The sequence below is a fragment of the Rhizobium beringeri genome, assembly GCF_004306515.1.
GTDB classification, from domain to species: Bacteria; Pseudomonadota; Alphaproteobacteria; order Rhizobiales; family Rhizobiaceae; genus Rhizobium; species Rhizobium beringeri.
This window is the reverse complement of record NZ_SILG01000001.1, coordinates 1677232-1697336: the sequence shown is the minus strand read 5'-3', so window position 1 is coordinate 1697336 and position 20105 is coordinate 1677232. Positions and strand designations below refer to the sequence as shown.

The following is a 20105-nucleotide window of genomic DNA, read 5'->3' as shown; positions in this document are numbered from 1 at the left end:
AGAAAGAACCCAAAAGAAAACCCGGTCAGAAACGACCGGGTTTTTTCTTTTTCAGTACGTCGAGAAGGATCTCGGCGGCGTGCTCGCCGGGCGGCTTTTCGGTCTGCATGCTTTGCCAGACGAGATCGTAACCCTCGTTCATCGCCTTCAGTTGGAACGTATCGGCCGACAGCCGCTCCATCCAACGCGCCAGGCTGGCGCCGCGGACCACCTCGTTCAGATATTCCGGCACGACGGCATAATCGGCGATGATATTCGGCAATGCGCCCGTCCATACCTTGATGCGCGGGCTCAGTAGGCGGATGATCCAATCCGTCTTGTAGGCGGACACCGTCGGCACGCCGGCAAGGGCGAGTTCGAGGATCACCGTGCCGGAGGCTGCCATCGCCGCATCCGCTTCGGCAAAGGCTTTCCATTTCTGCGCCGACCCGACCACCACTTCAGGCGGCGTGGCCCAGCCTGCGACGAGACCCTTCACCAACGCTTCGTTGTGCGGCACGGTCGGCAGCAGGAAGCGCATCGGGCCGTTGCGGGCGACGAGTTCTTTGGCCGCATCCTCGAAGAACGGCAGGAGCTTGGCAACTTCGGAGGATCTTGACCCAGGAAGCATCAGGATCGTCTTGCCCGCCGCTCGCCCGGCGCGCAGCCGCCGCGCTTCGAGCAGCGCCGGATCGGCGATCAGGCGATGGCCGACATAGGTGGTCTCCGGCCCGCCGAGCGTGCGCATGACCGCCGGCTCGAAGGGCAGGACGGCGAGCACATGATCGACATAGGCGAGCATGCGCGTGGCGCGATATTCCTTCCAGGCCCAGACGCTCGGACAGACATAATTGACGACAGGCAGATCGGGCAGCGCGGTGCGGACACGCTTGGCGACGCGATGGGTGAAATCCGGGCTGTCGATGATGAGAAGAATATCGGGCCTTGCGGCGATGATGGCAGCCGTCGTCTGTCGGATCAGCTTATAGAGCTTTGGCAGCCGGCTCAGCACCTGGGTGATGCCCATGATCGACAGCTCAGAGAAATCGAACAGAGATCGCAAGCCTTCCGCCTGCAGCCCCTCGCCGCCGACGCCGACGAGTTCCACCGGTCCGCTATGAATCCGCTTCAGGGCGGCGATGAGATCGGCACCGAGCAGATCCCCCGACACCTCACCCGCAATGACGGCGATCTTCAGCGGCGCCCCGTTCATTCGAGCCCCCATGCCGGCAGGCCGCGATCGATGCCGCAGACGAAAAGCCCGGCCTCATCGGCGGCTTTGATGACGGCGGCGCGATCGAGCACCAGCGAGCGGCCGGCCTCTACGGCGACGCCGGCAAGGCCGGCTTTCCTCGCGTTCAAGACCGTGGAAACGCCGATCGCCGGCAGGTCGGCACGGATATCCTGTTGCGGCTTGCAGAGCTTGACAAGTGCGCCGCGGCGGCGCGGCGAGATGCGCCCGGCGGCTCTGAGACCCGCGACACGCTCCAGCATCTCGTCCGTGCCCTCAAGACCCTCCAGCGCGACGATACGCCCGCCGATGGCGACGGCGCCCTGGCCGACATCGAGCCGGCCGAGCATTTCGGCGGCTTCCGCCGCGCGGTTGATATCGCGCCGGTCTTCTTCGCCCGGTATCGCCGTGCCGAGCGGGCCGACGGCGGCAAGAAGGTCGGGGGCGATCTCATGGGCACCAACGACACGCCGGCCGTTTCCCTCGATCAGCCGGATCACCATCTGCAGCACCGTATCGTCGCCGCCGGATAGCAAGGTGCGGATCGCGGCCGGCATCTTCATCAGAGTGCGCAGCGTCGGGCGCACCTCGCGCCATTCCGGCCGGCGCCGCACGCTGCCGGACATGACGACACGGCCGATGCCGTAGCGGTTCAAGAGGCCCTCGAGAGCTGCAAAATCGCCGATGCCGATGACGGCATGGTCATACCCTTCCCAGCGCCGGTCGCTTTCATCCTTCAGCGCAACGATGACGGGATTTTCGCCCGCCGCGCGCGCAGCTTCCGCGACATAGGAAGGCAGAAGGCCGCCGCCGGCGATGATCGCCAGCCGGCCCGCAGCGGTGTCGCCGGAAAGAGTCACGGACTAGCCCTTCTGTCCTCGGGTCGGCGAGGACAAGGCGCGGTCGCTGTCGGCGGCGATGAAATCGAGGATGTGGACCGCCTGCTCGCAATCGGCATATTCTTCGCGGATGGCGGCGGCGTTTTCGCGGACCGAGCCCGTTCCTTCGAAGATCGACTTGTAGGCGCGGCGCACTCTGTGAATGACGGCGCGGTCGACGCCGGCACGCGTCATGCCGACGACGTTGAGGCCGCTCAGCAGCCCGGGATTGCCGTTCAGCATGCCGTAGGGAATGACGTCGTAACTCACTGCCGAGAGCCCGCCGACGAAGGCCTGACGGCCGACGCGGGTGAACTGGTGAACGGCCGAGCCGCCGCCCAGGATGACGCGATCCTCGATGACGACATGACCGGCGAGCATGACGTTGTTCGACATGATCACGTGATTGCCGACCCGGCAGTCGTGTGCGACATGGGAATTGGCTAGGAAGAGGTTGTTGTCGCCGACGATCGTCTGGCCGCCGAAATCGGCCGTGCCGGTGTTCATCGTCACGCCTTCGCGGATCGTGCAGTTGGCGCCGACCGTCAGCGTCGTTTCCTCGCCGCCGTGATGCACGCTCTGCGGATCGCCGCCGACGACCGCCATCGGGAAGATGCGCGTGCCCTTGCCGATCACGGTGCGGCCGGTAACGACCGCATGCGACAAAAGCTCGACATTCGCATGCAGGACGACGTGCGACCCGACATGGCAGAAGGGACCGATCTTGACGCCCTCACCGATAACAGCACCGTCTTCGACGACAGCCATCGGATGAATGCGGGCGCTTTCGGCGATAGTGCTCATGCCTGATCCTTACGAACGATCATCGCGCCGATATCCGCTTCGGCGACAAGCGCGCCGTCGACCTTGGCATCGCAATGGAATTTCCAGATATTGCCGCGCTGCTTGTGCTTCCTGACATGGAATTCAACACGATCGCCGGGCACGACGGGCTTGCGGAAGCGTGCATTTTCGATGGTCATGAAATAGACGAGGTTGCCGGGCTGGCCATCCTTCTTGGCACAGATCGCACCAGCGGTCTGAGCCATGCCCTCAATCAAGAGAACGCCGGGCATGATCGGAGCTTCCGGAAAATGGCCAGTGAAATGCGGTTCGTTCACGGTGACGTTCTTGATGCCAATCGCTGTGTTGTCGCCGTCGATCTCGATGATCTTGTCGACCATGAGAAACGGGTAGCGATGCGGCAGCAGTTTCATGATCTCGATGATGTCAGCCGAAGAAAGCGTTGTCGTGGCTTCCTCAGTCATTTTGCTCGCCTCCAGGTTTCTTCCCGCGCACTCTGGTCTTGGACATCATTTGCGCGACATCTCTCAGATAGTCATTTAGCGGACGCGCCGGTGTGCCACCATATTGTCCGCCGGCGGCAAGATCGGTCATGATACCGCTTTGGGCGGCGATCTGCACGCCGTCGCCGATCGTCACATGCCCCTTGATGCCGACCTGGCCGCCGATCTGAACGCCATTGCCGATCTTCGCGCTGCCGGCGATGCCGACCTGCGCGACGATGGCGCAATGGCGACCGATCTGAACGTTGTGGCCGATCTGTACCTGGTTGTCGATCTTGGTGCCTTCGCCAATCACCGTATCGTCCATGGCGCCACGGTCGATCGTGGTGTTGGCACCGATCTCGACATTATCCTGAATGATCACCCGGCCGATCTGGACGATCTTGATCATGCCGCGCGGACCCGGCGCATAACCGAAACCATCTTGGCCGATGCGGGCGCCGTTGTGGATGATGACGCCATTGCCGAGCAGCGCGCAGAGAATGCTCGCGCCGGCCGCAATCGAACAATCCCGGCCAATCTTGACATTCGGGCCGATGATGCTGTGCGCACCGATACGCGTCCCTTCGCCAATCTCGGCATGCGCACCGATGACGGCCATCGGCTCGACGATCACGCCCTTTTCAAGCTTGGCGCTCGGATCGATCACCGCGCTTGGCGCAATTTCGCTTTCACCGGAAAAGGCGACCGGGCGCAATGCCGCGGGATAGAACAGGCCGCCCGCCATCGCGAAGGCCGCATGCGGATTGGACGACAGGATGACCGGGATACGTTGGGGTACCAGATCGGCGAGCGCCTTGTCGCAGATCACCGCCGAGGCTTCGCATGTCGCCAGCTCATCGCGGCTGCGGCGCGACAGGATATAACAGACATCGCCTGCCCGTGCCCGGCTGATGGGGGCAACGGACCTGACGACAACACCGGCATGGTCGGAATTAACAAGCTCCGCCCCAAGAAACTCTGCCAGCTCAGCGAGCTTCAGACCTTCATGGGGCAGAAAAAAAACGTTTTGCTCCATCGGCAATGCTCCAGAACGGAATTGAGTCTTACAGTTCCGGACTGCCGATATCAGAATTGGTTGTTGATGCCAAACTTGAAGTTCTGTGTCTTGTCGAAGTCTTCCTTGAGGACCGGGATTGCGTAATCCAGACGCAATGCACCGAAGGGAGACTGCCAGACGACACCGACACCGACGGAAGCGCGCAGGGAGGCGTCTTCGCCGTCGATGCCGTCGCCCCTCAGGTCAACGTCGTTGCCGAACAACGTGCCGGCGTCGGCGAAGACCGCGCCGCGCAGGTTGAAGTCACGCGGGAAGCCGGGCATCGGGAAAGTCGCTTCGGCCGACGCTGTGAAATAAGTCGTACCGCCCAGCGGATCGTCGTTGGTACCGGAAACGCGCGGGCCGATACCCTTGTTTTCGAAGCCACGAATGTCACCGTTGGTCAGCGTGAACTGGTCGAAGACGTTCAGATGGTCGCCAAAGCCGATGACATAACCCGCCGAAGCCGAGACCGAACCGATGATATCGGCATCGTCGGCGAGCAGACGGTAGTAACGCGCCTTGCCGTAGAGCTTGTAGAACTGCGAGTCACCGCCGAGACCGGCAATTTCCTGCGTCGCCGTCGCATAGATGCCTTCGCGTGGCAGGACCGTATCGTCGAGGGTGTTGTACGTCAGCGTCTGCGAGACGGAAGAACGTGTCCACGGGCTGTCCTCAACGAGGTGCTGATACGGAGCAGACAGATCGGAAAGATCGCTGTTATCAGCATCATACTTCATCTGCTTGTAGTTATAACGGAAGGTCGTCGCCAGATCCTCGGTAATCGGCGCGGTGACGCGCAGGACGACACTGGTTTCCTCGTAATCGTAGTTGTCATTGCTCGACGTTTCGCTGCGGTTGACGTCGAAGCCTGCCGCCAGACGGTAGCCAAGGAAATAAGGCTCGGTGAAGCTGACGCCGTAGGCGCGCGAGCCTTCCTGACCGCCGCCGGCCGAAACGCGGATGTACTGGCCGCGGCCGAGGAAGTTCTTTTCCTCGATCGAGGCTTCGAGCAACAGACCGTCGCCGCCGGCGGCATAACCCGCGCCGACACCGAACGAACCGGTCGACTGATCCTGCACGTCGACGACCACCACGACACGGTCCGGGGAGCTGCCCGGCTGGGTGGAGATGTTGACCGAGGAGAAATAGCCGAGAGCTTCGAGGCGACGCTTGGCCTTGGTGATCATCTGCTGATTGAAGGCGTCGCCTTCGCTCATGTCGAATTCGCGGCGGATGACGTAGTCGCGCGTGCGGCTGTTGCCGCGGATCTCGATGCGCTCGACATAGGCGCGCTCGCCCTGGTCGACCAGATATTCGACACCGATCGTGTTGTTGTTGAGGTCGCGGTTGCCGCGCGGCGTGACGCGCGCAAAGGGATAACCTGCAGACGCCACCTGATCAGAGATCGCCTCGATCGACTTCTGCACTTCCTTGGCGTTGTAGACCTGGCCTTCGCGGGTGCGCACGAGCGGCTGCAGCTGGTCGGAGCCAACGCCTTCAACGGTCGACTGGACGGTCACTGGTCCGAAGTCGTAACGCTGGCCTTCCTCGATGTTGAAGGTGAGCGTGTATTTGTTGGTCGCATCGTCGAAGGTGGCATCGGAAGAGACGATGCGCATGTCGGCATAGCCGCGATTGTAATAGAACTGGCGCAGCGCTTCTTCGTCGGCGTGGAGCTTGTCTTCGTTGTAGACATCCTTGCGGGTCAGGAACGACAGGAAGTTCGAACGCTTGGTATTGATGACAGCAGCCAGGCGACCGGCGCTATAGGCATTGTTGCCGACGAAGTTGATCGAATCGATCTTGGTGCGGTCACCTTCGTTGATGACGAAGGCGAGGTTGACGCGGCCTTCACCGAGCGGCACCACCTGCGTCGTGACTTCGACCTCGCTACGGCCCGTGGCAGCGTAAGCTTCCTTGATCGACTGGATGTCGGATTGGATCTGGGTGTCGCTGTAAGGACCGGCAGCGTGGGTCTGGACGATCGTCGCGAGCTTGTCGTCCTTGATCTTGCGGTTGCCGTTGAAGACGACCTGATTGACGAGCTGGGCTTCCTGGACGTTGACGACGAGCGTGCTTCCGGAGACCGAGATCTTGACGTCGGAGAAGTAACCCGTCCCGTAGAGCTGCTTGACCGAGGCATCGATATCGCTGTTCGAAAAACTCTTTCCGGGAGCGATGGTGAGGTTCGACCGAACGGCTTCCGCGCCGACACGGCTTGCGCCGCGCACATCGATGCGCTGGATAACCGCGGCCTCAGCGGCCGTAGCGGAAACGAACGTCAAAGCACCTGCGCCCGAAGCAACAACACTAGCAGACAGCGCAACCGCCGATACTGCGTTCAAAAACTTTGAACCAGCCTTCATTTCACCCATTACCTTTTGTTTCCCTCGTCCCCGGTTCCAGGAGAACCCGATTCCGGTCACGTGTGTCGTTTTACCCGCTTTTGACATACAAGCAAGGCAGGTCGTTAATTTCTGTTTACTTCATTTGCAAGCGTGACCCATTCGCCACTACAGCCTTGAAACATCGTAAATAAATAGTAATTATCCTCGCCTTGCTCGTTTACCCTCTCAACGAGCCAATGTCGTTCCAGGTCGTGAAAACCATCAATGTCAGTATCATCGCCAGGCCGATGCGAAAGGCAATTTCCTGGGCCGAAGAGCCCAGCGGTTTTCCCCTCACCGCTTCCACCGCATAGAACATCAGATGGCCGCCATCAAGTACCGGAACCGGCATCAGGTTAAGCAATCCTATCGAAACAGAAAGCACCGCCGCAAGCTGCAACACTGCGCCTATCCCAAGCGACGCCATCTGGCCCGAGGCTTGCGCCACGCGGATCGGCCCACCCAATTGATCGGCGCGCATCGTTCCGCTGAAGATGTTGCCGATATATTTGAAGGTGCCGGTAACGATATCCCGGGTCTGGAGCACAGCCTCACGCAGCGCCTGGAGCGGCGTATAGGTCTGCAGGCGGAAATTGCCGGCCTGCTGGTTGGTGACGATGCCGATCTGGCCGAGCTCGACCTTGTTGCCGAACTGGTCAGTCGTGTCGACGCGTTGCGGCACCATCGGCAGATCGAGCTTCTGGCCGGCGCGCTCGATGGTCACGACGATCTTCTGGCTCGGCCGGATGCTGACATAGCGGCGCACGTCGTCGAAGGTCTCGACCTTGCCGCCATCGATGGCGACCAACAGATCGCCTGGAAGGATGCCAGCGGCAGCCGCGGCGCCATCAGGCTTGACCTCGGCAACGACAGGATCGGCGATCGTGCGGCCATAGACCGAGAAAAGAATGGTGAAGATGGCGATCGCCAGCAGAAAATTGGCGATCGGGCCAGCCGCGACGGTTGCAGCGCGTTTCCACAGCTTGGCGCCGGCAAAGGAGCGCGCCCTGTCCTCCTCGGACATGGCGGCGATCTTGTCGGTGTCAGGCTTGCTCGAGGCATCCTCGTCGCCGAAGAACCGGACGTAGCCGCCAAGCGGGATCACCGAGATCTTCCAACGCGTTCCGTGGCGGTCGGTGAAGCCGAATATCTCCGGACCGAAGCCGACGGAAAAGGCAAGGATGCGAATGCCGCTCCAACGCCCGACGAGGTAATGGCCCATCTCATGCACGAAGACGAGCAGTGACAGCACGAGGATGAAGGTAACGATATTCCCCATCAAAAATGCGTATATGCCGCTCAGCGTTTCCATGAGTGCCTTCCGTCAGACTGCCGCGTTGTCAGAGCCCGAACAATGCCGCGCCGAGCGACGTCATTCCGGTCCCCTTTATCAGGGAAAAAAGCCCTGCAAGCAAGAACGCCGAAAAACAGGCAAAAATCAGTCCGTCGACGCGGTCCATGACGCCACCATGGCCCGGAATGAGACGGCTCGAATCCTTGACGCCGAATCTCCGCTTGATGAACGATTCGAAAAGATCGCCGGACTGGCTGCAAACCGAGAGAACAAGCGCTGCGAAGGCGGCGATGATTTCAGCGCCTGGAAGCAGAAAATGGATGAGAACGACGCCGGCTGCGACTGCCGAAACGGCGCCGCCGATTGCGCCAGACCAGGTCTTTCCCGGCGAGATCGACGGAGCAAGCTTCGGTCCTCCGAGCGCCCGGCCGACGAAATAGGCAAGGATATCGGTCGCCCAGACGGCGGCAAAAACGAAGAGCATGGCGTAAAGGCCAGGCCGGTCATCGCTTCTGATCGCGGCAAGCGCCAGGCCGGTGGCGCCGGCATAAAACAGGCCCACTGGCAACCAGCGGCTCGTGCCGTGCAGGATGACCAGGGCTATGCCGACGGCAGTGACGCCGACCAGCATGCCGGCGGCGAATTCGAAATTGCCGACAAGCACGAGGAAGGCGATCGCCGCCTCGCCGATCCAGCCGACGGCATTGACGACCCAATCCCGCGCGATGCCTGTTATTTTCGACCATTCATAGTAGATCAGCAGGCCAATGACGACCGCCAGGATACGGAAGGCAAGGCCGCCATACCAGGTGGCGGCAAGAACGATGGCCGCAAGAATCAGTCCTGAAACGATGCGGAGCTTCAATTCCTGCTGCATCAGGTGCCGACCGCAGCCGCCTGCGACGACAGGCCGCCGAAGCGCCGGTCGCGAGAGGCGAATGTCTCGAGCGCCGAGCGGAAGATCTCAGGGCTGAAATCCGGCCAGTATTCCGGAAGGAAGATGAATTCCGAATAGGCGGCCTGCCAGAGGAGGAAGTTGGAAAGCCGCTCTTCGCCGCTGGTGCGGATAATGAGATCCGGGTCGGGGATACCTGCCGTATCGAGACGGGCGTTGATCAGCGCGGGTGTAATATCCTGCGCCCTCAGGCGGCCGGCCTCGACATCCCTGGCGAGGCTCACCACGGCGCGGGCGATCTCGTCGCGCGAACCGTAGTTGAAGGCGATGACGAGCGTCAGTGACGTGTTGTCCTTGGTCGTCTCCTCCGCCTCCAGCAGCAGGCCGAGAATGTCGCTGCGCAGGCTGTGGCGGTCGCCGATCACCTTGATCCGCACGTTCTGGCGATGGAGCTCGGCGAGGTCGCGCCGGATGAAAGCCTTGAGCAGGCCGAGCAGATCGGAGACCTCGGCTTCGGGCCGGCGCCAGTTCTCCGAGGAGAAGGCAAAGAGGGTCAGATATTTTATGCCGGCCGCACCGGCGGCGCGTACTGTCTCGCGCACCGCCTCGACGCCCTTGCGATGGCCCATCGTGCGCGGCAGACCACGCTGCTTGGCCCAACGGCCATTGCCGTCCATGATGATGGCAACATGCTCTGGCACAGTCACAAATATAGATTCCGACATTTCCCGTCCGGTCTTTCCAGGCAAAGGCACAGATCCACTAGACCTGCATGATTTCCTTTTCCTTCTCGCCAAGCAAGCGGTCGATTTCGGAAATCGTCTCGTCCGTCATCTTCTGTACACGTTCCGACTGCGCCCGGCTCTCGTCCTGGCCGATGACGCCATCCTTTTCGGCTTTCTTCAGGCCGTCCATGCCGTCGCGGCGGACATGGCGAATCGCCACCTTGCTCTTTTCGGCATAGTCGTGCGCCACCTTGACGAGCGATTTGCGGCGCTCCTCATTCAGTTCCGGCAGCGGAATGCGCAGGTTCTGCCCGTCGACGATCGGGTTGAGGCCGAGATTGGATTCGCGGATGCCGCGCTCGACGGCACTGACCATCGATTTGTCCCAGACGGAAACCGACAGCATGCGCGGCTCGGGCACTGTAATGTTGGCGACCTGGTTCAGCGGCATGCGGGAACCATAGGCCTCGATCGTCACTGGGTCGAGGATGTTGGCCGAAGCACGGCCGGTGCGCAGCGATGCGATGTCGCTCTTGAATGCGGAAATCGCGCCGTCCATGCGGCGCTTCAGTTCCTTGATGTCGATACCTTCACTCATGTCGATGCTCCCGTCTGGCGAGGGCTGCGCCGAAACCGCGGCGCAGCTTTATCAGTTGTCGGAGACGATGGTCTTGAGGCCACCGCCCGTCAAGATTTCAGCAAAACCACCCTTCTCGTGGATCGAGAAGACGATGATCGGAATGGAATTTTCCCTGGCGAGCGCCACGGCGGCAACGTCCATCACCGCAAGCCCCCTGTCCAGCACTTCCTGGTGCGTCAAGCGGTCGAGGCGAGTCGCATCGGGATATTTCTTCGGGTCGGCGGTGTAGATGCCGTCCACCTGCGTGCCCTTGAAGATCGCTTCCGCGCCCATTTCGGCGGCGCGAAGTGCTGCGGCGGAATCGGTGGTGAAGAAGGGGTTGCCGGTGCCGCCGGCAAAAATCACCACGCGTCCCATCGACAGATGATAAAGGGTTGCGCGCTGCGAAAAGCTCTCGCAGATCTCGGGCATGGAAATGGCCGAAAGCACCACCGTATCGATGTTCAGCTTGCGCAGCGAGGTCGCCAGCGCCAGCGCGTTGATGATGGTGCCGAGCATGCCCATATGGTCGCCGGTAACCCGGTCGCCACCCTTGGACGCCACCGCGACACCGCGGAAGATATTGCCGCCACCGACGACGACGCCGACTTCCACGCCCATATGCCGTGCCTCGGCGATGTCGGATGCAATGCGGTCCGCCACCGTCACATCGATCCCGAAACCTTGGCCACCCATGAGCGCTTCGCCGGAAGCCTTGAGTAGAACGCGTTTATAGACAGGCTCTAAAGACATCTTGGCTCCTCGTAAATTGCCGTGAATGCCCGATACACGAAGGGCACCGCGTTGTCACGCGATGCCCTTCGTGTTTTCCCAATTATGGCTGGAAGATCAACCCTTGACGGCAGCCGCAACTTCGGCCGCGAAGTCGGTCTCTTCCTTCTCGACGCCTTCGCCGAGCAGCAGACGGGCCATGCCGGCAACTTCGATCGGCGCGCCAACGGCCTTTTCAGCTTCCTTGATGGCGGCGGCGACCGTCAGATCCGGATTGATGACGAAAGCCTGCGAGAGAAGAGCGACTTCCTCGAAGAACTTGCGCATGCGGCCTTCGACCATCTTTTCGATGATATTGTCAGGCTTGCCGGAAGCGCGCGACTGCTCGATGAAGACGTTGCGCTCGCGCTCGGCGACGGCGGCATCGACTTCTTCCGGGCGGATCGCCAGCGGCGCGGTCGCTGCGATGTGCATGGCGACCTGACGGCCGATGGCGTTCAGGGCTTCCTTGTCGCCGGTCGACTTCAGCGCCACGAGAACGCCGAGCTTGCCGAGGCCGTCGGAAACAGCATTGTGGATATAGGTGGCGACGACGCCGTCCTCGACCGAGAGAGCGGTCGAACGGCGCAGGTTCATGTTCTCGCCGATCGTTGCGATCGCATCCTTGATCGTGTCGGAAACGGACTTGCCGGATGCCGGGTAGGTCGCAGCGGCAACGGCGTCGACAGTGCCGTCGGTCGAGACGGCGACCTTGGCGATGCCGCGGACGAGTTCCTGGAAGGCATCGTTACGGGCGACGAAGTCGGTTTCGGAATTGACTTCGACGACGACGGCCTTGGTGCCCTGGCTCGAAACGCCGATGAGGCCTTCGGCAGCGGTACGGCCGGACTTCTTGTCGGCCTTGGCGATGCCCTTGGCGCGCAGCCAGTCGATCGCCGCTTCCATGTCGCCACCGGTTTCAGCAAGAGCCTTCTTGCAGTCCATCATGCCTGCGCCGGTCTTTTCGCGCAGTTCCTTCACCATTGCAGCCGTAATCTCGCTCATTAGCTTCCTCTTGTCGGTTCATACGGTGGGCCGTAAAGCGCGGCTCAGCACCGGATTGAGGCACGAAATGTACCTGTATGTATGACAGCGTGATGAAGACGCGCCATAACGAAACTTCTCAGGCGAAGAGCCTGATGCCCTCGCCCTGAAACAGGCAAGGCCGCCGAACTTCGATGAGTCGCAAGCGGCCTTTCCCAGTCTCTGCAAGCCTAGTCTCTGCAAGCATTGGCGGATCTTTCGATCCGCCCGCTTTCATCAGCCTTCGGCTGCTTCCTCGAGAGCCGGTTCGACCGGAAGCTCGGAGGATGCGCCGAGATCGCGGCCGGAAGAGCCCTGCTGACGCGCGATACCGTCGATGGCGGCGCGGGAAATCAGCTCGCAGTAAAGAGCGATCGCGCGCGATGCGTCGTCGTTACCCGGGATCGGATAGTCGATCAGGTCCGGATCGCAGTTCGAATCGATGATGGCGACAACCGGGATGCCGAGGCGCTTAGCTTCGTCGATCGCGATTTTTTCCTTGTTGGTGTCGATGATGAACATCAGGTCAGGCGTGCCGCCCATATCGCGGATACCGCCGAGGGCCTTGTCGAGCTTTTCACGCTCGCGCTCGAGGTTCAGGCGTTCCTTCTTGGTGAAGCCCTGGGCTTCGCCGTTCAGGATCTCGTCGAGCTTGCGCAGGCGCTGGATCGAGTTGGAGATCGTCTTCCAGTTCGTCATCATGCCGCCGAGCCAGCGCGAGTTGACGTAGTACTGGGCCGAGCGCTTGGCGCTGTCGGCAATGATCTCAGACGCCTGGCGCTTGGTGCCGACGAAGAGAACGCGGCCGCCGCGGGCAACGGTGTCGCTGACGACTTGAAGGGCGCGCGACAGCATCGGAACGGTCTGGGCCAGATCGATGATGTGAATGTTGTTGCGATCGCCGAAGATGTACGGCTTCATCTTCGGGTTCCAGCGATGCGTCTGGTGGCCGAAGTGGACGCCTGCCTCAAGAAGCTGGCGCATAGAAAAATCAGGCAATGCCATGCCTTGTTACTCCTTTTCCGGTTGAACCTCCGCAAGGCGAACAGCACCCTCTTCGAGGATGCCACCGGGCGGAACAGCCCGGATTTCTCCCGGACGATCCCATGCCTTACGTGTGGAATGCCGGTGCCCATACATTCGATTTGGCGCAAAAGCAAGGCTTATGCCGAAAAAACCTGGCTCAGCTTGCCAGCGTCGGCAGCAGCGACAGCATGACGCCTGCGTCCGGCATCGGCAGGATGGCATCGACCTCGGCCGGCAGCAGGGTGCCAATCGCGCTGTCAGCGTTGCCGGTGGCGGTCCCCAGCGGACCGCGGAAGCCGTGTCTCGTCCAGGCAAGTTCCTGGAGCTTCGGGCTGGACAGCGCTTCGATCAGCCGGTTGGCATTCTCGTCGACGACGATCAGCGGATGCGCTGAATAGACGGTCGGGCGCGGATAGAGCACCACCGGCTTTGCGCCGGCACTCGCCCTGATGCGGTCCCAGCGTGCGGGATCGGCGAGGATCCATTCGACGAGCTGGTTCTCATAGCCGACGATCATCGGCTCACCGCCGAGGCCGCCTGCGAGATACTGGTCGAAAAGTTTGCCTGACGACGGCGACTTGAAGCCCATGTTGCGGAAGATCGCCTGCACCTTGCCGCCGAAGGTTGCGAGGTCGCTTGATGTCGCGACATTGCCGCTGAACAGGCTGAGCACCAGGCCGGCAAACATGAAGCCGGAGTTCGAGCGGTTGGGATCGGTCGAGACGATGCGAGCGCGGCCATAGAGCGAATTGACGCCGAGCTTCGACCAGTCGGATCCGGCAAGGATCGCATCAAGCAGCGCCTTGAGGTCGAGCTGATGATGGCCCTCGTTCGTCACCGTCACCAATCCCGCTTTCATCAATCCATCGACAACGGGCTGCCAGGAATAGACGACGATCGGCGTGTTCAGCACGACGCGGTCGTTGCGGATAGAAATGCCGTTCTGCCTGGCGATATCGACCATGATCGAGGAGGACGGCCAGAGGAATTGCGGATGCTGCGACAGCAGCGCCTGTTCGCGGACCATCTCGACGGAGCCGGCCACGCGGCTGTCCACCGTCAATCCGTATCCGCCGAGCGCCCTGACGACGTCGGGGTCGGCGAGGAAGGCCTCCTTCTCGCCGCCGACGAAGCCGAACAACGTCGTGCGGCTGCCGAGCAGGCCCTGCAATTCCGGCCGATCCCGGACGGCGAAATAACCGCCGGTGCCGACGACGCCGGCTCCGAGCAGTCCCACTCCAAAGGCGCGACGAGAAAGGGCCATCAGCGTCCGATATCCTCTTTGAGCGATGCCTGGATGAGGCGCAGATCTGTGTCGAGCGTGCCGAGTTCCTCGTCGACCAAGCTGTCCGCATAGTGGACGAAGGCCTCTTCAAGCTTGACCAGCACGGTTCGGACCTCCTCCAGCTGCTTGGGGTCTGGAACGCGCTTGGCCTCGATGACGGCAAAACCCTCCGCCACCTCGGCGGCACGCGGCAGATAGTAGGAAAGGAACCGCCGCACGGCATTGGCGCTTTCGGGCTTGGCCTCGACCTTGCGAAAGACATCGGCGGCGATTTCCGCGAGATGGCGGACAGCGGCTGCCATCTGCTTGTCACCGATCGCATCCGCGGCAGTCTCCAGGCGTTCGGCAAAGGGAGCGGCGGCCTCCAGCAGGTCGCGGGCAAAGGCAAAGCGTCCGCTGCCGATGCTCTTGATATCGAGGCCTTCGAACAGCCGGCGCGGCGCAAGCAGAATGACGAGGCCGGCAAAGACCAGAAGGGCTATGATGGCGGCGATCCAGAAGGGCATGCCGGCGGCAAAACTCAAGAGCGGCACGGTGATTGCCGCAGCCAGTCCCGCCACGATCCAGTTGCCGTCATTGCCGAGCCAGTTGCGCATGCCTGTCCTAATTGTAGCCTCGCGCCGTGCGGAAGGCGGTGGCGAGATCCGAACCGCCGTCGAACACGCGCGCTGAGGTCAGCTTGGCGAGGCTGTCGAGCTGGGTCTTGTCGGCATCGCCGAATGTGATGCCGAAGATCGGCACATGTGGCTCCGTCGCGTTCCATGCGCGCATGAAAGCCTGGCTTTGATCATCGGACTTGCCGTCGGTCATGATGACGATGGCAGGCAGATAGGTCGAGAGCCTGTCGGTTCGGGCAATCTGCTGCAGGGCCCGTTCGGCGCAGGCATACATGTTGGTGCCGCCATCGGCCTTCTGTCGGGAAATCTCGTTCAGCAGCCCTTCCTGCTCCAGCGGGTTTCCACTCGCCATGAAGGTGTTGCGCACGCTGCCGTCGAAAGGAATGACGATGATCTGATCGGCGGGCGACCATTGCACCAGCACCTTGCTCGCTTCATCTGGTGTCAACAGGAAACGCATCGCCTTCTGCAGCTGGTCCTCGCCGTCACCCTGCATCGAGCCGGAAAAATCGAGGCAGAGCGCGGTCAGCGACGGCTTGCGCAGTGCTGCCTGATAAAGGGTGAGCGCCTGGCGGATGACGCCCGCCTCCGGCATGCGGATCGCCGTCACGAGCCGGGCGGGATCGAAATTCCAGCTTGGGTTCGGTTTTGCGGCAACGCCGGTCAGCGGAATGCGCCGGCCCGTATCGGCGATGCGCTGCTGCACCGGGGCCGAGCTCAGATAGGCGAGCAGATCGTTGAAGAAGGTCTGGACTTCTGGCCCGCGGCCGTGATCGACGAAACCAATCGGCGAATCCGCCATGGCCACACCATCGGCCGGATAGATGGCGTAAAGCGGTTCCTGCGACAGGGCGGCGAGCTTGTCGTTGGTTTCCTTCAGCACCGCCTCGTAATTCCACATCGCGTCATAGATCGTGCCCTTGCCGGCGGATTCGACATAGAGATCGGCAAGCCAGCCGGAGGAGCCGGAAGAGCGCACGACACCTGAAAGCAGCGACCGGACGCTCTCCTGGACGTGTCTGTCGTCGAGATCGCCGGGTTCGATTACCGGCTTGTTGCCGAGCGCGCTCGACAGCATGGCGAGATAGGCGCTTGCGCCCGAATTGGATTGCGTCGCCGAGGTCATCAGGAACTTCAGTGATCCGCTCTCGACAGCAGCGAGAATGTCTTTCATGAAGACATCCTTGCCGATCCAGCCGAGCTGCTGCGCCTTCGACCTGCGCACGCCCAAGACCACCGGCGTCTGAGCGATCGAGGTCAGGCTCTTGACGCGGCGCTTGGTGTCGAACATGTCGACCCAGACGCTGGAGGCCGGCCAAACCGCATCCTGCGCGACGCCCTGGTCACTCTGCAGCGCCAGGCCGATATCGAGCGTGCCTTCATATTTGAAAGTGCAGGTGGCGTTCTTCTGCTTGCAGAATTCCTCGACGATCGGCTGCAGAACGGTATTCTCCGATCCCGAGACGATCGAGAAGTCCGGCCCCTGGCCGAAGGGATTGCAGCCGGCAAGGGGCAGAGCGGCAAGAAGTGCCAGGCCTGAAAGCAGTGCTCGCATCGTCATCTTGCCGATCACGCCTGGGTCATCGCCTTCTTGAGTTCGATCGTCATCTGCTCCATCTGCTGCTCGGCGAGCGCCCGCATCCGCCGGCCCTCCTCCTGAACCTGCAGCACGCCTGATATCGTGTCGATCAGATCCCTGTTCGCCTTGGCGAGCGTGTCGATATCGACGATGCCGCGCTGCGACTGTTGCTCGATGGCGATCGCCTGATCCTTCATCATCTCGGATGCCTGGCGGATCATGTCGTTGGTGGCGTCGGTCACCGCCTTCTGCAGGTCGAGCGCCGATTTCTGCCGCGTCAGGCCGAGCAGGATCACCATCTTCTGCTTCCAGGCCGGCACCGTCAGCGCCGAAGTCGCCTGCAGGTTCTCGATCAGCGTTTCGTCGCCCGCCTGAACGATGCGGATCTGCGGCAATTGCTGGATACCGAGCTGGCGGGCCTGCTGCAGGTAGAAGACCCGTTTTTCCAGCCGGTCGAGCGCCTGCAGGCTGTCCTGATAGGTCTGCGCCTCCAGCATGCCGCCGCCGGGGCCTGTTGCCGCCGCCTCGGCTTGCGCCTTCAGCCTCGGCAGCTCGACGCTGCGAAAACGCTCGGCGAAAGTCTTGCCGGCCTGGACATAGGCCTCGAGCCGCATGATCGATTGCCGGGTTTCCTCATGCAGGTCGTCGAGCAGCGCGATGTCGCGCCTCAGCGTATCCTTGTGACGGTCGAGCTCGAGGCCGATCCGGTCGATCTGGCCGGCCACGTCCTCGAATTCCGCCTTGAAGCGTTCGAGCCGGGCCTTCGCCGAGAGAAACATGCGACTGAGGAAACCCTTATCCTTCAATGATGCCGGATCGAGGCTCTTCGATTTGAGGATGATGTCGGTCAGCAAGCGGCCGACATCGCCGAGGTCCTTGTTGCGGACTTCGCGCAGGATCCTGTCGGCATAATCGCTGACCGCCTGCTGGGCGCGGTCACCATAGACCGAGATGCCGGCGCGGTCGGTGATATTGATGCTATCGGAAATGCGGGCAATTTCCGCCGGATCGGCGACGACAACCGGCAGGGCGGCATTTTGAACAGTCGCGAGATCGGTATCGGCCATGGTTCGGGCTTTCAAGCTTGCGATGCGTAATGATCCACGCAGTCTAAAAGATAGACGTCATCGCAATGGCTTGCCCGCTAGGATCGCACCGACCCGAAAAGCAGGACGACAGACGGCGACTCAGTCATCGCTGATCGCCGAACCATAGTGAATTTTATGATACAGTTTTATGACAGGCGAGATCTCGTCGCCTACTTGCAAACCTCGGCCTTGCGGTCGAGGAGCTCCAGCTTGGCGAGCTTGCCGGTCAGGACGAAATCGCCGTAGTCCATCGTCAGATCGCGGGTGATACCGTTCTCATAGAGCTTGAAGGACATGCGGTAGACTGGCAAAGCATCGGATTTCGCATTCTCGTTGAAATAGGCGATCGTCACCGGCCAGAAGGCCGTCTTGGAAAAGGCGCCGGCATTGCCGGCATCGGCTTCCTCGGCGATCGGTGTCTCCTGCTTGCCGACGATCGTCGTCGTCGCCAGCGACTTGTCGCCGTCATCGGAACCGTCGAAGACGCGCGCCTCGAAGAAGCGCTTGCCGTCCTTGGCGTGCTGGATCACATCGAGCATATGTTCAGTGGGAAAACGGCTTTCTGCGAGCTGTAGCTCACGGTTCGCCGGCTGCTTGAGGTCGACCTTGACACCATCCGGCTGGTCCTGCGCCGCACCGTTGACCTCCTTGTCGAGCTGCTCGTCGGTGAAGGATTTGGTGTCGAAGGTGAACTTGCCGTCCTTCAGGTTCTCGAAGGTCTTGGTCTGCTGGTCGCTGACACGCACGCTGTCGCCGGTGTCGATCTGCGTCACGAAGCGGAAATTGGTGGTGAAGCCCTGGCAATAGCTGCCGTCGAACTCATAGACCATGCGACCATACATGCCAGCGATGCCGGAGCGGTCCGAAGCGTCCTTCAGTTCCAGATCGTAGACCGCGCGATGTGCGACGAGGCCGGTCGCGATCGCAGCGCTAACCGCGGGCGCAGCCGCCCATGCATTGGCGGAAACGCTGGCGAGAAGCAGAGCGACAAGACTCGATCGGAACATTCATTAACTCCTGTTGGACTCGGTCGCGATGTTATAAGAACGCTTTCGGCCAAATCGAGGCTCGAAACTGTCATATTAAAGATTCTAGTCTTGATGCATAATTTTTGAAGAATTGACAACAAAAGCGGAGACGAAAATGTCCGATGAAATTGCAGCGCGCCTGATTGAGATGGGGATAACCCTGCCCGAAGCAGCAGCGCCTGCTGCAAATTACGTTCCCTATGTCATCAGCGGCAATCTTCTCTACATCTCCGGCCAGCTGCCGCTCGAAGGCGGCAAGATCGCCGTATCGGGCCATCTCGGCAAAACCGTCGACGTTGCAACGGGCCAGCGCGGCGCAGAACTCTGCGCCATCAACATCCTTGCCCAGGCGAAGGCGGCACTTGGCGGCAATCTCGGCCGTATCCGGCGCGTCATCAAGCTGAACGGTTTCGTCGCCTCGGCGCCCGACTTCGTCGAGCAGCATCTCGTCATCAACGGCGCTTCAAACCTGATTGCCGGCGTGCTTGGCGAAGCCGGCAAACATGCGCGTGCCGCTGTCGGCATGGCCGCCCTGCCGCTGAATGCCGCCGTCGAGATAGACGCTATCATGGAAATCGCAGAATGACCAATGTTGCCTGGATCAGGGACCTGCCGGTCGCCCATCGCGGCTATCACGATCTCAACACGCATGTCTGGGAAAACACACTGTCCGCCTTCTCGCGCGCCGTCGAAGCGGGTTTTGCGATCGAATGCGACCTGCACTACGCCTCCGACGGCGTACCGGTCATCTTTCACGACGAGGACCTGCAGCGCCTGTGCAACCTCCACGGCGACATCCGCGAGCGCACGTCCCGGGAACTCGGACTGATCGCCATTGGCGGCACGAGCGACAAGATGCCGACGCTGCGCCAGCTCCTCGACCTCGTCAAGGGCAAGGTGCCGCTGGTGCTGGAGCTCAAGGGCCGCGAGGCCGACGACGAAGGTTTCGCCGAGGCTGTTCTCGAGGTGCTCGAAGGCTATGAGGGCAAGGTGGCGCTGATGAGTTTTGACCACTGGCTGCTGCGCGATCTGAAGGCGCTTGGCTCACCCTACCCACTCGGGCTGACGGCCGACGGCAACACGCCGGAGGCGTTCAAGACACATGCGAAGGCGATGGAGATCGGTCTCGATTTCATCTCTTATCATTATGGCGACCTGCCGAACCCCTTTATCACCAGCCAACGCGAAAAGGGCATTCCTGTCATCACCTGGACGGTGCGTGACGAAGGGGCGCGTCGGCTTACATTTGCAAACGCAGACCAGATGACCTTCGAAGGCTTCGATCCGCGTGTGGTTGCTTGACGCTCGCTTTTTGGCCAAGATCATGCGCA

At 61.4% G+C, this 20105-nt stretch carries 20 protein-coding genes; 2 read left to right on the top strand and 18 right to left on the bottom strand.

All coding sequences use genetic code 11. From position 1 onward, the window contains the following. Nucleotides 1-25: 25 nt before the first annotated feature. The 18 genes from lpxB to ELH03_RS08620 form a co-directional block, all read right to left on the bottom strand. The gene (gene lpxB / locus ELH03_RS08705; protein WP_128409891.1) at nt 26-1192 is read right to left on the bottom strand and encodes a lipid-A-disaccharide synthase; all 1167 of its coding nucleotides are present in this window, start codon (nt 1190-1192) and stop codon (nt 26-28) included. After that, nucleotides 1189-2070, bottom strand: coding sequence for an LpxI family protein (locus ELH03_RS08700; protein WP_128404093.1), 882 nt, complete (start codon nt 2068-2070; stop codon nt 1189-1191). Before ELH03_RS08700 ends, lpxB begins: the two co-directional genes overlap by 4 nt. Before the next feature lie 3 nt (nt 2071-2073). Further along, on the bottom strand, nt 2074-2892 hold the full coding sequence (lpxA, locus tag ELH03_RS08695; RefSeq protein WP_027684835.1) for an acyl-ACP--UDP-N-acetylglucosamine O-acyltransferase: 819 nt from the start codon (nt 2890-2892) through the stop codon (nt 2074-2076). Further along, a complete protein-coding gene (fabZ, locus tag ELH03_RS08690; RefSeq protein ID WP_027684836.1) occupies nt 2889-3356 on the bottom strand; it encodes a 3-hydroxyacyl-ACP dehydratase FabZ in 468 nt (155 codons plus the stop codon). The genes lpxA and fabZ overlap by 4 nt, the downstream gene beginning before the upstream one ends. Continuing rightward, on the bottom strand, nt 3349-4413 hold the full coding sequence (gene lpxD / locus ELH03_RS08685; RefSeq protein WP_128409890.1) for a UDP-3-O-(3-hydroxymyristoyl)glucosamine N-acyltransferase: 1065 nt from the start codon (nt 4411-4413) through the stop codon (nt 3349-3351). The genes fabZ and lpxD overlap by 8 nt, the downstream gene beginning before the upstream one ends. 50 nt (nt 4414-4463) lie before the next feature. After that, on the bottom strand, nt 4464-6803 hold the full coding sequence (bamA, locus tag ELH03_RS08680) for an outer membrane protein assembly factor BamA (protein ID WP_128409910.1): 2340 nt from the start codon (nt 6801-6803) through the stop codon (nt 4464-4466). 199 nt (nt 6804-7002) lie between these two features. After that, complete coding sequence (gene rseP / locus ELH03_RS08675; RefSeq protein ID WP_128409889.1) at nt 7003-8136, bottom strand: RIP metalloprotease RseP; 1134 nt, start codon at nt 8134-8136, stop codon at nt 7003-7005. Between the two features lie 28 nt (nt 8137-8164). Continuing rightward, entirely contained in the window at nt 8165-8995 is an 831-nt protein-coding gene (locus ELH03_RS08670; protein ID WP_128409888.1) for a phosphatidate cytidylyltransferase, read from the bottom strand. Further along, on the bottom strand, nt 8995-9738 hold the full coding sequence (locus ELH03_RS08665; RefSeq protein WP_018241889.1) for an isoprenyl transferase: 744 nt from the start codon (nt 9736-9738) through the stop codon (nt 8995-8997). Before ELH03_RS08665 ends, ELH03_RS08670 begins: the two co-directional genes overlap by 1 nt. Before the next feature lie 37 nt (nt 9739-9775). Beyond that, nucleotides 9776-10336 carry a ribosome recycling factor gene (frr, locus tag ELH03_RS08660; protein WP_018241888.1) on the bottom strand — a complete coding sequence of 187 codons (561 nt, stop codon included), beginning with the start codon at nt 10334-10336 and terminating at the stop codon, nt 9776-9778. Nucleotides 10337-10387: 51 nt separating this feature from the next. After that, a complete protein-coding gene (pyrH, locus tag ELH03_RS08655) occupies nt 10388-11110 on the bottom strand; it encodes a UMP kinase (protein ID WP_003539289.1) in 723 nt (240 codons plus the stop codon). Nucleotides 11111-11206: 96 nt separating this feature from the next. Beyond that, nucleotides 11207-12133 carry a translation elongation factor Ts gene (gene tsf, locus ELH03_RS08650; RefSeq protein WP_018241887.1) on the bottom strand — a complete coding sequence of 309 codons (927 nt, stop codon included), beginning with the start codon at nt 12131-12133 and terminating at the stop codon, nt 11207-11209. Between the two features lie 255 nt (nt 12134-12388). Further along, nucleotides 12389-13156, bottom strand: a complete 768-nt coding sequence (gene rpsB, locus ELH03_RS08645) for a 30S ribosomal protein S2 (RefSeq protein ID WP_003559062.1) — start codon at nt 13154-13156, stop codon at nt 12389-12391. Nucleotides 13157-13334: 178 nt separating this feature from the next. Next, nucleotides 13335-14441 (bottom strand): type 2 periplasmic-binding domain-containing protein, encoded by a 1107-nt coding sequence (locus tag ELH03_RS08640; RefSeq protein WP_128405310.1) that lies wholly within the window; start codon nt 14439-14441, stop codon nt 13335-13337. Then, nucleotides 14441-15058 carry a 5-bromo-4-chloroindolyl phosphate hydrolysis family protein gene (locus ELH03_RS08635; RefSeq protein WP_128409887.1) on the bottom strand — a complete coding sequence of 206 codons (618 nt, stop codon included), beginning with the start codon at nt 15056-15058 and terminating at the stop codon, nt 14441-14443. Before ELH03_RS08635 ends, ELH03_RS08640 begins: the two co-directional genes overlap by 1 nt. Before the next feature lie 7 nt (nt 15059-15065). Then, nucleotides 15066-16634, bottom strand: coding sequence for a substrate-binding domain-containing protein (locus ELH03_RS08630; RefSeq protein ID WP_130659575.1), 1569 nt, complete (start codon nt 16632-16634; stop codon nt 15066-15068). A gap of 14 nt (nt 16635-16648) precedes the next feature. Next, nucleotides 16649-17725: a toxic anion resistance protein gene (locus tag ELH03_RS08625; RefSeq protein ID WP_128409886.1), complete on the bottom strand. Its 1077-nt coding sequence runs from the start codon at nt 17723-17725 to the stop codon at nt 16649-16651. Between the two features lie 191 nt (nt 17726-17916). Beyond that, nucleotides 17917-18753 (bottom strand): cell envelope integrity EipB family protein, encoded by an 837-nt coding sequence (locus ELH03_RS08620; protein WP_018241886.1) that lies wholly within the window; start codon nt 18751-18753, stop codon nt 17917-17919. Between the two features lie 136 nt (nt 18754-18889). Here ELH03_RS08620 and ELH03_RS08615 point away from each other — a divergent pair, with 136 nt between their 5' ends. Together ELH03_RS08615 and ELH03_RS08610 are read left to right on the top strand one after the other, a co-directional pair. After that, nucleotides 18890-19360, top strand: coding sequence for a RidA family protein (locus tag ELH03_RS08615; protein WP_027684848.1), 471 nt, complete (start codon nt 18890-18892; stop codon nt 19358-19360). Continuing rightward, nucleotides 19357-20076, top strand: coding sequence for a glycerophosphodiester phosphodiesterase (locus ELH03_RS08610; RefSeq protein WP_130766228.1), 720 nt, complete (start codon nt 19357-19359; stop codon nt 20074-20076). The genes ELH03_RS08615 and ELH03_RS08610 overlap by 4 nt, the downstream gene beginning before the upstream one ends. Nucleotides 20077-20105 lie beyond the last annotated feature (29 nt).